We start from the raw sequence: 15,068 nt of genomic DNA, 5'->3' as shown, positions 1-15,068 counted from the left end.
ATGAAGGAATCAAAGCACTCAAAAACATATCTGATTTTAGGGTTTATATTAGTGATTTTGTTTACACATCTGCCGGTTATTTATACTCAGTTTTATCATAACCTGACCGGTGCTCCTACAGCTGTAGGCGGAAACATTGATGTAAATCATACTTCTCCTTCTCAGACAATAATTCTGGACGGAAAGTGGGAGTTTTATTGGGAACGAATGATTGTAACTGAACCGCAGTATGATGACAAGCCTGATTTTCTAATAAATGTACCGGATTATTGGTCTAAGTACAAATTAGATGGAAGTTGGCTGCCGGCAAGCGGATTCGCAAGCTATCGAATAATGCTTCAAGGGGTTGAATATATGCAACCTGTTACTGTCTACATCCCGGACTTCGGCAGTGCATATCGGATATTTATCGATGGCGAGCTGACTGCAGAAAGTGCCATTAATACAGCTCCCCATGCAAAACTTTACCCTGTGACGATGTCTGCTGAAAAAGAGCATGAGGTAGTGATTGAAGTAGAGAGCACAAAGTTTTCCGGGTTGTACATGGCGCCTGTTTTAAAGGACTACGACCGAGCCGTGCAGGATAACAGCAATAGAGCCAGTATTCGGTTTATTTTGTTTGGAACCGTGCTGTTTTCCCTACTGTCTATAATCGTCCTGTATATAATGTCATTTCAAAGAAGCACACGTTCTAACTGGCTGCCTGCAATGGGTTTATTTGTGCTTCTGCGCATAATGCTGACGACGGAGTTTTACAGCTTTTGGCAGAGCAAAGTGTTTTTCAATCTCTCCTATGAATCTATAAACGAATTGATGTTTTTTGTCACCTTTGTGTTTAAATTGCTGTTGATTTTCTTGGTGCAGGAACAGTTTGGGGTTTCCTATTCCCGAAATGAAAAATATGGTTTTCTCCTTTATTACACAATCATATACCTTGCTTATCTTTTCATTCCGCAAGGGATATACAATCGGCATCTGACAATTCTGCTGCCTGTTTCTACATTTGCCTTGGAGATATATTCGTTCTTCAAGATTTATCTGGGACGAAATCATCTGAAAAAGTACAGCATGCTGACATTCTGGGGTGTCATGCTCGCCATTTCCGGACTGATAATAGACTCCTACTACATCAACGGCAGCATTTACATCAATATGTCGCTTGCATTGCTGACTTTGCTTACGGTATACCTTATGATTGTAATCTTAGCCTATGCCCTGCATAACTCAGATGTGTACAATGATTTAGCAGTATCATCCTCCCAGCTTGCACAGGCAAGGAATCAGATTGCGATGCAGAAGGAATATTATGATAATTTAAGTGAGCAGATGAATGAAATCCGCGGTATCAAGCACGACCTGCGCCATTTTATCAGTGTGACCAGGAGGCTTTCTGATGAGGGACAATATGACAAATTGAAACAATTTTTAGATGAATATGCTGAAATAACCGACACTGATCAGCTTCCCGTATTTTGTGAAAATATCATTGCAAATTCCATTTTGGGATATTACTGTTTAAAGGCAAAAAAAGATGGAATTCTGTTTCACTGTGCCTGCAGCATACAAAAAAATCTTTCCATGAGCGACACCGATCTTTGCATCGTTTTGAGCAATGCATTGGAAAATGCGATTGAGGCCTGCGGGAATCTGGACAATTCGAAAATGCGTTTCATTTCTATGGAAGCAAGAACTTTAAACGGTCAGATGCTGATGAAAATAGAAAATTCCTATAACGGCTGCCTGAAGGTTGAAGACGGCAGCTACATATCAACCAAGAACGGAGAATTCCACGGAATTGGTATGAAGAACATTAATAATGTCACGGAAAACTGCGGGGGATTCGTCAAAACCATGCATAACGATCAGGTTTTTACCCTGATGGCTGCATTTCCCAATCCCTGTGATACAGAGTAAGATCAGATTTTCATTTACTGCCCTGCCAGCCTGATATGATACTTCCAAAGTAGACAGCCTAATTAATTAAAATTAGATTATCCGCTTGGAGGTATTTTTTATGCCAATTTCGCCGAAAAAAGCGTCAATTTCGCCATCTCCGTGATGCCATCCATTTTTGTGCTATAGTTAGAAAGGGTGGTTAAAATGATTTACTATCTTTATCCGCAAACAAATCAGACACGGATTTTCATTGAAAAATGGAGCAAGAACAAAATTCCATACCTGAATGCAAAACAAATGAGGGAGATGTATCCGGGCAGCGACTTTGTAATTATAGGGGAAGTAGGAAATTTAACTCAGCCTATTGAATCTCATGATGTGCTTCGTACAAACACCGGAAAAGATGTTCCCATATTTCCAAGAGGAAGCCATAAAAAACCGTTTGAATGGATTGCCGGATATGCCCAAGTGGGCGAAAACAAATATATTGCAGTGGTAAGGAGCATAATCCCTTACTGCCTAAAATGGAGGAGGAATGTATGAAAAAGATTTTAAGCATCATCTTGGTGGTCATGATGGTTTTGCAAATGGCAACTCCGGCATTTGCTTTGACTTCAGATACCATAAACAATACTGTGCAGGAAAACCAGACAATCTTGGACAAACTCAAGAATTTATATGGCGATGGCTTAACGGAAGATGACATTGTTAATGAGCTTTCAAATATGGGATTGTTAGATGAAGAAGGCAATCTTAATGTCAGCGAAAGCATTATGGTTGACGGTACCCCCATGACCCTGGAACAGGTAAAACAATTGCTTTATGAAGCAGATTCTGATTTAAGCAGAGTTGTGAGCGTAGATGGCACAGACCTCACATTGTCAGACTTGAAAGTAATGATTGAAATCGAAGAAGAGTTGGCCAGAATTAAAAATGAATATTTTACTGATGCTGTGCCACTGACTGAGGAACAAGTATCATTACTGGAAAGTTTTCTACTACAAGTACAGGACGAAGGTATCATGCTTCAGGCAAGCAGCTTGGGGGCAGAACCATACATAGAAATAAATCACAATGCTAGAATAAGGACTTCTTTAAGTTCTACGGGCTTAAGCAGTATTTCAAGCGCTTATTTTCCTGTTACCATAACTTTTGAAATTCTAGATGAAAATTCTCAGCCTTTAACTCTTGACTATGATGTTTCCTTTAAAGTAAGAACCATTGATGGTTCTGCTAAGGATGGATTAAATTACTCAGGAATAAATGAAGCTGTTACGATACCTGCGGGAACTTCTGTGGCTACCAGAGACATAAGAATATTAAACACAACGTATGATCCGGCAACTTCCGATAAAAGGTGGAATGGAGATAAATTTTTAGCAGTTCAGGTGTATGATCCTGTAAATATTTTATTTGAAGGAAATACAAACTGCAAAGATATGACTATATTTGTTCGTAAACTCTATACCTGGGAATATGTTAATGATAATACCGGTATATTTGACCGACCGTTTGACCTTGCAACATATACCATACCGGCACATTACAATACTAACAGAACAAATATAAATCGCACATTGGAGGATATTGGCTGGAGTGATGACAATACAAACGCTACATTTGAGTACTTATTAAACAGTATCAGACTTAATACGACAGGCAGTACTGAGTATTTATTAAATTTCACCCCGCAGGTTTTAAACAGCAGAAGTGAAGTGTGTGCAACTACCTCTCCTTCTAGCATCAGGGTCTTATCTCCTAATTCGATAAATCCCATTGGTTCTGTTATCAGAGTTAATACCAGCGAGTGGCCGGAATATTTTGTTTTTTCAAATCCTGCATTTAACATACCTTATCCTGCCGGTCAATCAATAACGTATTCAATACCTCAGATCAGGGTTACCATAATCGATAAAAAGGCTCCTACGGTTAAATCAATTACAGCCAATGCCGGAGATTATTATTCAGGACAAAAGATACCTGTGGTTGTTGAATTTTCTGAGCCTGTAAATGCTTCAAATGTTTTGATGAACATTGAAGGAAATACTCTAAGTTCTTTGGAGTATAACAGTTTAACAAGCAGCATAACAACTTTTTCAAAATATGCAACTTTCCTATATACAGTGCCGAATCTTCCTAACAACAGTTTGTACGTGGATTCAGTCAATTATATAGCCGACATGAAAAACAATTATACTGCAATATGGCCATCAAGCGGCAACAAAACCATTGTTGATGGCGTAACCATGCGAAGCGACCCGCTGCTGGCTTTTAAAGACATAGTGCTGACGAACGAGCCTTATGACAAGCAATATTCGCCTGCTGATACAATTGAAGTTAAATTAAATGTAGATACTGATTTGTCACAATGGCTAGACAGTGATTATGACATTAATAAAGAGCAATTAAAATCAGTATTTATCAAGGCAAATAACATTACCTATCCTCTTGTGATGGGAGGAGAGGGCTCATTGGAAGGTTCCTATTACTCTGCGTACATACCTGCCAGATCTTATGCGGACCTAATATCAAAGGATATAAAGATAGAGCTTTACACGAACGGAACATTCGTTGCGGCAACTGAAACTGTGCCTGCACATTTTACCGGAGGAAATCCCGTAATAGGCAAGTCAGTTACAGCAACTGTTGCTCCAGTAGTATTAATTAGCGAATTAGTGTTAGATACAAGCAGCTATCCTGAAAACAACAAGATTTATTTGACATCAGAAACATCAACTCAGCTAAAAGCAAGCATAAATCCTCTAAATGCATCATTCAAGGATTTCACCTGGGAAAGCAGCAATGACAGCGTTGCAACCATAGATGCGATAACAGGCGTAATTACGGCTGTTAGTCCGGGAGTTGTAAAATTCAGAGCACTTGCTCTTAATGGAGGATTTTCTGAACCTGTTGCATCAGAAACCCCTGAATTTACAGTAGCAGACGGAGGGTCTCCAGCAATTGTATTTCCTGTAGGCAACAATGCTTTTTACACCAGAAAAAATGAACCGGTAAATATACTATGGAGCCAAAATCTTATCAATCGAACAGAAGGCATCTCTACAGAATTTACAGTTGAAATATTTGATGGCTATTACCTGACTAATGAATCCGTTGAAGCAGACAAGCTAGTGCATAATTCGACAGCAACTGATACAAACAGGTTAATTGTTCCTGCTAATTTGCTTTCAAAGATTTCAACTGATTCAGCTCCCGCATATACAGTGAGGGTAAGCGCTGTAAATCCGGATAACACTGCTGAAATATTGAGTGCAATTGGATACATAATTGTATATCCTCAGCCTGCAAAGGTGAAACTATCTCCTCTTGACAGCTACTATATAACTGATGAAGCAGCAAGCCTTCATATAAACTGGATGCTTTCTGAGTTTATGGGAGGGAGCTTTGAGTTTAAGGTTATAAAAAACGGAACAGAAATATATACTGACAGCACAAGTACTAATAGTACCGGAAGCTATAAATTGAATATTTCTCCTGTAGCAGATGGAACTTTAAAGGATATTTATACTGTGACAATAAAGGCGAAAAACACACAGGACAGCGGATGGTCAACTGATTCCTTCGTTCTTCATGTCTATGATAAAGATTCATTGAAAATCATGTCAGACAATAAGGATGTTCAGTCTGTAACTATGGACAATAACTCTTATATTTCAGATTTATACCAAAATTCAGGCAGCGAAGGCATACTTGCATTAAACAGGGATATAAGCCTTAAAAAATTTATAGGTATTAATTACAGTGAATATCCTTGGGGGAATATCACAGATCAGATTATGTGGAAATCAGACAATTCAAATGTTGCATCCGTTAATTACAAACAGGGAACTGTGTATGAGAATATAGAAAAATTTGATTATACAAGCTACAGGCCTTCAACAGAATTCATGCTTGCCGGAAAACAAGATGGAACTGCAACAATTACTGCAACTCATGCCGCATCAGGAATGCAGGATACGCTTGAAGTTAATGTAACTACATTGAAGGACAAGTTGTATATATTCAACTTCTATCCTAAGCAGGAAACAGAGCTTGATTACATAAACGGAAACGGAGCAGCTGTAAAACTCAAGACAAACAATGATGGTCAAATAGTCATCTATGAAGAATCAGGCATTAACAGCAACATTTCCTTAAGGTCAGGCAATGAATCCAGTCTGTATCTGGGAACATTGTACCTTGATAAGCTCATGTCCTCCGAAGGAGATCCGGGGAAATATGATCTGTACCCTGTTAATATATTTGAGCTAAGACCCGCCGCAAAGGTTGAATTGTTTTTTAAAGATTCCCAAGGTAACCCATATTCAGGCAATGTAACATACAGGGGAGCAGTTTATAAAAACGGGAGAATTTGTTCGGAAACAATGGAAAAAGCCGGAAAAAATCTGACTATCGGTTCTGACGGCAGATTCACGTTGAACTTCGACTCAACTAAGTTCTGGACTGAAAATAACAGTGAAAAGCTATTTGCTTCTGATAAGCTGGAATTCATCTATGAGGTTGTATTTAACGACAATTATTATCCTCAGCTCATAAAGGTGAACGGGAATATAAGTATTGAGGATACTGTTAAATTTGGTGAAAGTGTAGTTAATTTAAAGGAAGTTTCCGAAAACGACGAAAACAAGCCATTTGTTGTTTCTCAGGAAATCAACTACAATCTTCCGGGCGGACGCTTGATTGATGTAACTAACTATAAGGGACTGATTGGTCCAAGTAATCTTTATCCTTCACCGGATTTAGAAACAACAGTCGCATGGTGGGGACATGAGAAGAAAGACGGTTACGACGTAAAAGTTGTGGATGAATACGGGAAAAGCATAGAAGGTCAAAAAATAAAGACTTATTTATATCCCTTTGCATCTTTAGCATATACTAAAAATATAACTACTATGAGCAAGGATTCATTGAACCTTAATATAGGCGAAACAAAAGATGTTTTCCTGAATCTCAGTGACCAAGTAAATTTACTGAAAACTCTTGAGTGCAAATTTTCACTGACTAACATGTATGGAGCACCTTCAGCTGATGATGAATCAAAAGGAGTAAAAAAGGCAGTCGAGGATTTAGATAAATCAGGAGACCTGGAATTTGACGGTTCCATGGTAAATAACGGTGACAGCGTTATAGGTTTAGCCTTGGATCTGATGTCCGGATCAACACTTGGCGGACCATTTATGAACCTGAAAATAATTGCAACAGAAGACCCTACCATATTCAAAGGTCTCATAACAATGCAGCAGAAAATGGGAAGCACTGACGACAGCGATGTAACTGTTGAAGTCGGAGGAGTAGAAAGCAGTCTTAATTATGTTCCTGATGCAGCTCAAGTGATGGATCTAATGTTTAAAAGCTCCGATGACCTTGACAAGGATATAGCTCAAAATGTGGAAAAGGCAGTAATAGGCGGCATAGATTACGGTGTGAACTTTAAAGGATATTTTGAGGTAGAAGTTCGTTATGACTTCATAGCAGGAAAGTGGATAATGGTAGTTGTAGGAGGAGGCTTTGACCTTGACGCATTATTCGGTGCTTCCTTCCAAATGAACACCATGGTCGGGCCGGTTCCGGTAACTGCCGAATTCGGAATAGGAGCTATAGAAAACCTTGAATTCCGTGCTGTTAAGCCCTACGGCAATGTTCCTGCAAATGTCAATGCGGCTGATGTCAATGACTTCTTTACAGCACTTAGAATCAAAATGTATCTAAGCGCATTTGGAGGCTTCGGTTTTGATTATTCTGTAGTGGCAGTTAAGATAGGTATATTTGGCAAAATAAATCTGGATTACGACCTTGAGTTTGTTAACAGATCATATTTAAGCCCTCCGCCTTACGGCTACGGACAGCTATATGGGATAGAGCTTGGATTAACCGGGCAGGTAGGAATTAAATTTGTAGCTAAATTTTTGTTTATTTCATATGAGGCGGTTTTAGCATCCTATGAATACACTCAAAATTTCTGGACCGAAGGAAATCCTGAATTAATTGAAGATTGGAAAGACAAACAAACTGCAGAAATACTTGGATTTAAAATGACCAATCAAATGAGAATGTATGGACTGACCACAAGTATCAGGACCGTTAAAGAGGGCTTAACTCTTGAAGACAGAGATTATCTGGAATTGTACGACAGAAGCTGGGGAGGTTCATCCCTAAGAAGAGCGCTCAGCATGACCAGCGTAACGGATATTCAATCTAATTCATATCCTTATGCAAATCCTGTAACCACAAGAGACGGATATATCATGGGCTACATGTCTGACAATGGTTCAACCGATTTAAATGAAACAAGAGCAAGCTGGGCAGTCAAGGGAGCATCGGGCTATGAAGACAGAGGAGCTTTGCCGCAGCCATCGCCTGAGGATGTATATGCAGACAGCAATATAAAAATAGATGGTACCAAAGATTTTGCAGCAGCAGCCTGGGAAAAACAAGGTGTAAAAATAGTCAGCGATGGTTCAGCTTCAAATGAAGATATAAAAGCAATGATTAGTTCTTCAGAAATCATGACAAGCATCTATGACGGAAGCAGCTGGCATACTACAGCTTTAACTGACAACATGGTATCTGATATGTCCCCAGTTGTTGCAGCAAACGGAGGAAGAGCAGTTGTAGCATGGAGAAGTCTGGCAGGCAGCAGCTCAACAGTCAGCGGACTATCCTATGATGATGTGAATGATTCCATAATGTACAAGGTATATGAAAACGGTAGGTGGAATGATGAAGTCTACACTCTCTACAATAATTCATCAGGCAATGTCAAGGGCCTTTCAGCTGCAATGCTGGATGATGGAACAACAGCAGTTACGTATACATTGGATTATGGAACCGATAACAGAAATCCTGCTTATGGATTTGAAACAGTTTGTGCCCTAATAGGAAGCGACAACAAAGTAATAACAGACATCCGTCTGACTAATGATGATTCCTCAGACCAAAATCCTCAGGTTATAGCAGTTGATTTTGGAGCAGAAGGTGAAAAATTCGTTATAGGATGGTACAGTGTTACACAGCAAGGAGTCTCTGACATAAAACTTGCGGCAATTGACAATTCAGGAAGCATATACAACGGTTTTATTGACTCCATAATCAGCATAAACGTAAATTCAGCGGTAAACATCACTGATACTTTCAGATTTGTAAAAGGAGAAAACTTAAGTCTTGATGATTTGTCAATCATTTGGGTTGAGCCTACCTTGGAATACAATGATGAATTAAACGACAGTGCAGAAAATGACTGCATAAAAGCAGTAAAATTCATGACAAGCTCAAGCGGCAGGGTTTATCTTACTGCAGCCCTTGATGTTGCAACAATGGACTATTATACGCTTATAGACCATTTGGATGCATATTCCAATTATGATAACTCAGTTAATGTAGTGATGCTTTGCAGTTCATATAACGGTCAGCTTGAAGATCAGGGAAATGGAATATATACCGTAGACTCCATAAGCTCCATGAAATATGCATCGGCAATGTATGAAAACAACATAGAGGTTGATGACATATACATCAATTATAAAGAAATAAAAAATAACTTCAGTCTTCCTTTAAAATTTACAGCAACAAATATGGGTATATCGCCGGTTGACTCAATAAGCATATCATTAAAGCCTGACAATACAGTTAAGACATTTGATAATTTAAATCTGCTGCCTAATGAAAGCACCGTCTTGACAGTTGACTATGATGTTCCGAATGAAACAATAGGTATTCATGATTTAAATTACACCATGACAGCAAGCTTTTCTGACGGTGATTTAAAGGAAAAATCAGGGTTGTTGAATTTGGATATTCCAGACACTGGAATTGCAAAGGTTGAACTTGTAAGTGACGAACAGGGCAGGCGAGTAGTTCAGCTTACATTGAACAACTTAAGCGACATAAATCTTGAAAACAGCAGTAATCGAAAAATTTATACCGGTTTGTACACATCTCCTGAATTCTTAGACGAAACGATAGTTGGAGTTGAAGAAATAACAGGAAGTGATTTAGAGCTTTTAGATGAGGGAGCGCTCACCAAGCGATTCACCTACACTGTTCCTTATGGAGGCATTCCAAGCGGCGGGGTTAGACTGTACGCTAAAGTTTGGGTGGAAGAAGACGTTGCGGGCAAGTATGAAGAGATTATAGAATACAATCCTGCCAACAACAATAAATCAATACTGATTCCAAATCCTATAGAAGCTAACAATGGAAATCAGTTCCTTGTAACAATAGAGCAGGAAAATAATGATTATAATTCTAAAGCAAGAGTAAAGGTGAAAAACCTGGCAATGACTCAATCCGTAAATGGAAATGTAGTAGCTTATCTGATGGACGTAAAAGGCAATATAATTGAAACCAAGCTTCTTGCTGTGACAGCTGATGAGCTTTTAGAATTAGGCGGAGAAGAAAGCATAACAAAAGACATAGTATTTACGAAGCTAGGTACAAGAGTAGTTGCTGAATACTTCACTGCAGATCCGAGCAGCATGGTTCCCGCAATGGCTAGTATCAAGTTAAACGGAATTGCAATGAATTTTGACAGCTCAGTCACTGATTATTCATTAAATGCAGTCAACCTGGACAATACAGTAGTTATTGCAATTGCTAAAAACAGCAATCACACGGTTGAAATAAGAAATGCAACGGATAACAGGCTGCTAGCCACAGGCACAGGAACAGCAACATACCAGCCTAAGCTTGCTCTGAACAATACATTATATCTTAAGGTTATTGCTGTAAATAAAGAATTGGGAACAGCTTCTGATGCTTATAGCATTAATGTTACAAATTCTCAAAAGAGCAGCAACGTAATTTTAACCACACCTGAAAGAAATTACAGCTCAGCCAAAATTACGGTAACCGCTGAAAATCTGGTTGATTTCATACCTGTTAAATGGCAGTTTATGAAGGACGGAGTATGGTCAGAAGAGTTTGCCTGGAGTGATGAAAACACAAATGAGTTTACTTTAAACGGAACCGGCACATATAATGTCATGGCAAGGTTGTTTAATGCAAACGGATATTACATGGATTCAAACAACACATCAATAATAATTTTGAAAAGGTCCTCAAATGGTGATGTTGTCATACCGGCAGAGCCTGGAATAGTAACAGGTACTTTTAAGGATGTATCTGATGGTGACTGGTATTATGAGGCAATAGAGTTTCTGGCAGGTAAAGGTGTTATCAATGGTGTTGGTAATGGAATGTTTGCACCTGAAGATAACATTAAACGAGCAGACTTTCTCATTATGGTGATGAATGCATACGGACTGACAATTGATGATGATATAAGTGACAATTTTGATGACGCCGGAGATAAATACTATTCAAGATATTTGAGAACAGCAAGACGTATGGGACTTGTATCAGGTGTTGGAAACAACATGTTTGCTCCTGAAAACCTCATAACAAGACAGGATATGACTGTGATTTTATATCGTATACTTCTTACGCTTGGCAAACTTCCGCAAAGGATGGATGGAAAAAGTATTGGCGATTTCGTGGATACAAATGATATTGCTGATTATGCTTTAGACGCCATGAGTCAATTTGTTGAAGGAAGTACCATATCAGGCTATGAAAACAGGCTTTATCCGTCAGGACTCACAACCAGGGCACAGGCTGCTCAAATACTTTACAATCTTTTGAAATAAAAAGTTAATTTCAATGGGGCCGTTGCATTAAGCGCATTCCTGTCATCCTGAGCGTTAGCGAAAGATCTCATATGTTAAAATGATGAGATTCTGCAGGCTAAAGCCCTCAGAATGACACGATAATAACCACTAATGCAACAGCCCCATATTATTGAATAAAGAAATTCAAGAAGGATAATTTGCCTTTTTATTATACATGTGCGATAATTAATTAACGAGAAACATTTGTTAATTATATCGTGCAACGGCTTCGGCAACCAGATCCCAAAACTTTGGCAGATCGATGCCGGTACCAACAGTGCAGTTTGCAGGCTGTCTCAAACAATTGATGGTGTCACAAACTGTTCTGCCGTAGCAGGGGCCGCGGTTGATATCCACAACCACATTCATGTCCTGTGTCGTGAATAACTCCGGTGACACGAGATAAGCAATGCAGGTTACATCGTGCACAGGTCCGGCTTCAAGACCAAAGGCCATTTTTTGAGAATTCAGCGTAAAGCGCATGATGTCGGCAAACAAGCTGCCAGCTTTATTGCCAATGGATTCCATGCGTTGAATGATGTCAGGCACACAAATTGTTTGATTTGTCACGTCCAATCCCATCATGGTGAGTTTTACGCCGCTGCGAAAGACAATGCTGGCGGCTTCGGGGTCTGCAAAAATATTGAATTCTGCTGACGGTGTGAAGTTTCCGGTGCCGTAAGCACCGCCCATAAGAACAATTTGCTGGATTTTTGGCAGAATTCTTGGTTCCATTCGCATGGCTGCTGCAATGTTTGTAAGCGGTCCAATGGGAACAAGGGTAATATCCCCATCGCTTGCCAGCAGTGTATCGATAAGATAATTTACCGCGTGCTGCGGCTGTATTTTTGTATTCAGCGGCTCAAAGACAGGCCCGTCAAGTCCAGATTCTCCATGCACATTGGCTGCGACAACCTGTTCACGCACCAGAGGAAGAGACATACCGGAATATACAGGAATATCCAGTCCCAAATGCTCACAGACATGCAGTGCGTTAACCGTTGTTTTATCGAGGGTCTGGTTTCCGGCAACGGTGGTCAAAGCCAGCAGATCAATGGCGGGGTGACGGCCTGCCACCAGAATGGCAATGGCGTCATCGTGACCGGGGTCACAGTCTATGATAATTTTTCTTTTTTCCATGTTTTGCTCCTTTCAACCCAAGTGGGTTTCTGCTTTTGAGTATAAACCAAAAGCACTGGGGTATGGTAGGAGAAATCTCCGAGTTTTGAGGTGATAATGTGAAACAAATTCTTGATAAAGAGGAAATCAGCCGTTGTCTTGCAGAATCGGATTTTGAAAGTTGTTTTTCATTCTATATAAAGGATGATGTCCGTCTGTATTTTGCAGATAAGGGTGACGATATTCTGAAAGAGGGAGAGAAATCCGATGGATTTTTGTACTATATGGTTTCAGGGCGAGCAAAGCTGTTCTGCAGTCTGTCAAATGGAAAAACCTCTCTTTTGGATTTTTTACAGCGAGATTGTTTTATCGGCGAGCTGGAACTTCTCAGTGTGCGCAAAAGCACCATGGGAGTAAAAGCACTTTCCCCCTGCTTTCTGCTGGCACTGCCAATCGAAAAATATCGCAGCCGCCTGTTATCCGATGCTTGCTTTTTGCGAATATTGTGTGTGACTCTGGCAGAAAAAGAGGAGCAGCGGGTGCAAGCTTTATTAAGTACACAGGGGTTTCCATTGGCAAACCGTCTTGCGCATTTTGTGCTGTTTACTGCATTTGACGGGATATATACCGAGCGCAATACCGATGCCAGCGCCTATCTTGGAGTATCCTATCGCCACCTGACTCAAATGCTTGGTGAATTTACACAATACGGATATTTAAAAAAAATGCAGGGCGGCTATCTTATCACAAATGAACAGGCGCTGAAACTGCTGGCCGATGAATTAAATGCGGAATAAAACCACAGGGGACGGTTTTTCATGAAATTTGCAGCTCCAGGGCACCAGGAAGAACCATGCCTAAATTTTAGAAATAACAAAAGTAACATTTATGTAATACTATATTAAAACTCTACGGAGCGTTTATTGAATTATAGTCTGTCTGCGATTATTCTTAATAAAGGGAGGTGAATAACTTGGATTGCACTAATGTTGGAAAGCTGATACTTGATTTGCGCAAGGAAAACAGAATGACACAAAAGCAGCTTGCTGATGCTATGAACATCAGTGACAAGACCATCTCAAAATGGGAACGTGGTTTGGGATGTCCTGATGTATCCTTGCTCAGTGAACTCTCCCAGATATTAGGTGTAAATATTGAAAAATTATTATTAGGAGATTTAGAACCTAATGATGCAGACGGAGGAAATATGAAAAAAGTGAAATTTTACGTGTGTCCGAACTGCGGAAACACAATCACTGCAACAGGGGATCCTGAAGTATCTTGTTGCGGACGGAAACTTGTACCGCTCATTCCAAAGGCGGCTGACGAACTTCATAAACTAACTGTGGAAGAGGTAGAAGATGATTATTATATTACTTTTACACATGAGATGAGCAAGACACATTATCTTAGTTTTGTGGCCTATGTCGCTTATGATAGAGTGTCTTTGATTAAATTGTACCCGGAACAAAGCGGTGAAGTGCGTTTTCCGAAGATGTACGGCGGAAATATTTATTTTTGCTGTAATCAGCATGGATTGTGGGTGAATGGATAATGAACATAGAAAAAAACTTTCATCCCATTGACATACAGACTTGGCCGATGGCACAAACGTTTCATTATTACACACAGATGGCTCCTACTACCTATACTGTCAATGTGACAATGGATATCACGGTTCTTCGGAAAGAGTTGAAAAGTAAAGGATACAAATTCTTTCCTGCATATCTGTATTTAGTTACCAGAGCTATCAGTAAGCAACAAGAACTTCGCATAGCTGTGCATGATGGCATTCTGGGATATTGGGATAATCTTACTCCTGCTTATCCTCAATTCCACAAGGATGATAAGACAACATCATTGCTTTGGACTGAATATGATGAGCATTTTGATGTGTTTTATAAACAGTATATTAATGATACGGCACAGTATGGGGATAGCCACGGTATCCTTTCATCAAAGGGTTTGCCGCTTCCGAATGCTTATATCGTATCATGTATTCCGTGGTTTACTTTCAACAGTTTTTCATTACACAATCATGGAATTAAGGATTATTATGTTCCTAGTTTTGAAGCAGGAGGTTTTACAGAAACGGATGGAAAGATTACAATGCCCCTTTCTGTTACAGTCCACCATGCAACAACAGAGGGGTACCACTTAAAAGTGTTTTTTGAGGAACTGCAACGGACGATGAATCATCCGGATGAGTGGCTGTAAGATTAGGATGCTTTTTTTTACTGGTAAAAACTGAAGTGTCTTTCCTGTTGCTGAACAGTGGTTAGTGCCGGTAACCATGGGTAGGAGAACTGTCCCCTACACTGTTATATAGAGTAAAATATAAATTGATAGAAATGTTTGAAGCGCTCA

7 protein-coding genes are annotated in these 15,068 nt (G+C 39.6%); 6 read left to right on the top strand and 1 reads right to left on the bottom strand.

All coding sequences use genetic code 11. The annotated features are described in order from the left end of the window. The 3 genes from AAGU76_RS10210 to AAGU76_RS10200 all read left to right on the top strand — a co-directional run bounded on the left by AAGU76_RS10210 (window position 1) and on the right by AAGU76_RS10200 (window position 11,561). Window positions 1–1,914 carry a GHKL domain-containing protein gene (locus AAGU76_RS10210; protein ID WP_342485379.1) on the top strand — a complete coding sequence of 638 codons (1,914 nt, stop codon included), beginning with the start codon at window positions 1–3 and terminating at the stop codon, window positions 1,912–1,914. Window positions 1,915–2,100: 186 nt separating this feature from the next. Then, window positions 2,101–2,439, top strand: coding sequence for a hypothetical protein (locus AAGU76_RS10205; protein WP_342485378.1), 339 nt, complete (start codon window positions 2,101–2,103; stop codon window positions 2,437–2,439). Then, window positions 2,436–11,561, top strand: a complete 9,126-nt coding sequence (locus AAGU76_RS10200) for an S-layer homology domain-containing protein (protein ID WP_342485377.1) — start codon at window positions 2,436–2,438, stop codon at window positions 11,559–11,561. The genes AAGU76_RS10205 and AAGU76_RS10200 overlap by 4 nt, the downstream gene beginning before the upstream one ends. Window positions 11,562–11,789: 228 nt before the next feature. Here the strand turns inward: AAGU76_RS10200 and rihB are convergent, their stop codons facing one another. Beyond that, on the bottom strand, window positions 11,790–12,722 hold the full coding sequence (gene rihB, locus AAGU76_RS10195) for a ribosylpyrimidine nucleosidase (protein WP_342485376.1): 933 nt from the start codon (window positions 12,720–12,722) through the stop codon (window positions 11,790–11,792). A gap of 98 nt (window positions 12,723–12,820) precedes the next feature. Here rihB and yeiL point away from each other — a divergent pair, with 98 nt between their 5' ends. The 3 genes from yeiL (at window position 12,821) to AAGU76_RS10180 (ending at window position 14,918) form a co-directional block, all read left to right on the top strand. Beyond that, window positions 12,821–13,498, top strand: coding sequence for a transcriptional regulator YeiL (gene yeiL, locus AAGU76_RS10190; protein ID WP_342485375.1), 678 nt, complete (start codon window positions 12,821–12,823; stop codon window positions 13,496–13,498). A gap of 176 nt (window positions 13,499–13,674) precedes the next feature. Continuing rightward, window positions 13,675–14,256 carry a helix-turn-helix domain-containing protein gene (locus AAGU76_RS10185; protein ID WP_342485374.1) on the top strand — a complete coding sequence of 194 codons (582 nt, stop codon included), beginning with the start codon at window positions 13,675–13,677 and terminating at the stop codon, window positions 14,254–14,256. Continuing rightward, window positions 14,256–14,918, top strand: coding sequence for a CatA-like O-acetyltransferase (locus AAGU76_RS10180; RefSeq protein ID WP_342485373.1), 663 nt, complete (start codon window positions 14,256–14,258; stop codon window positions 14,916–14,918). Before AAGU76_RS10185 ends, AAGU76_RS10180 begins: the two co-directional genes overlap by 1 nt. The last annotated feature ends 150 nt before the right edge of the window (window positions 14,919–15,068 follow it).

The organism is Sedimentibacter sp., assembly GCF_038562225.1.
In the GTDB taxonomy this organism is placed as follows: domain Bacteria; phylum Bacillota; class Clostridia; order Tissierellales; family Sedimentibacteraceae; genus Sedimentibacter.
Note: the sequence above shows the minus strand (reverse complement) of the source record. Positions and strands in the feature narration are given on the sequence as shown.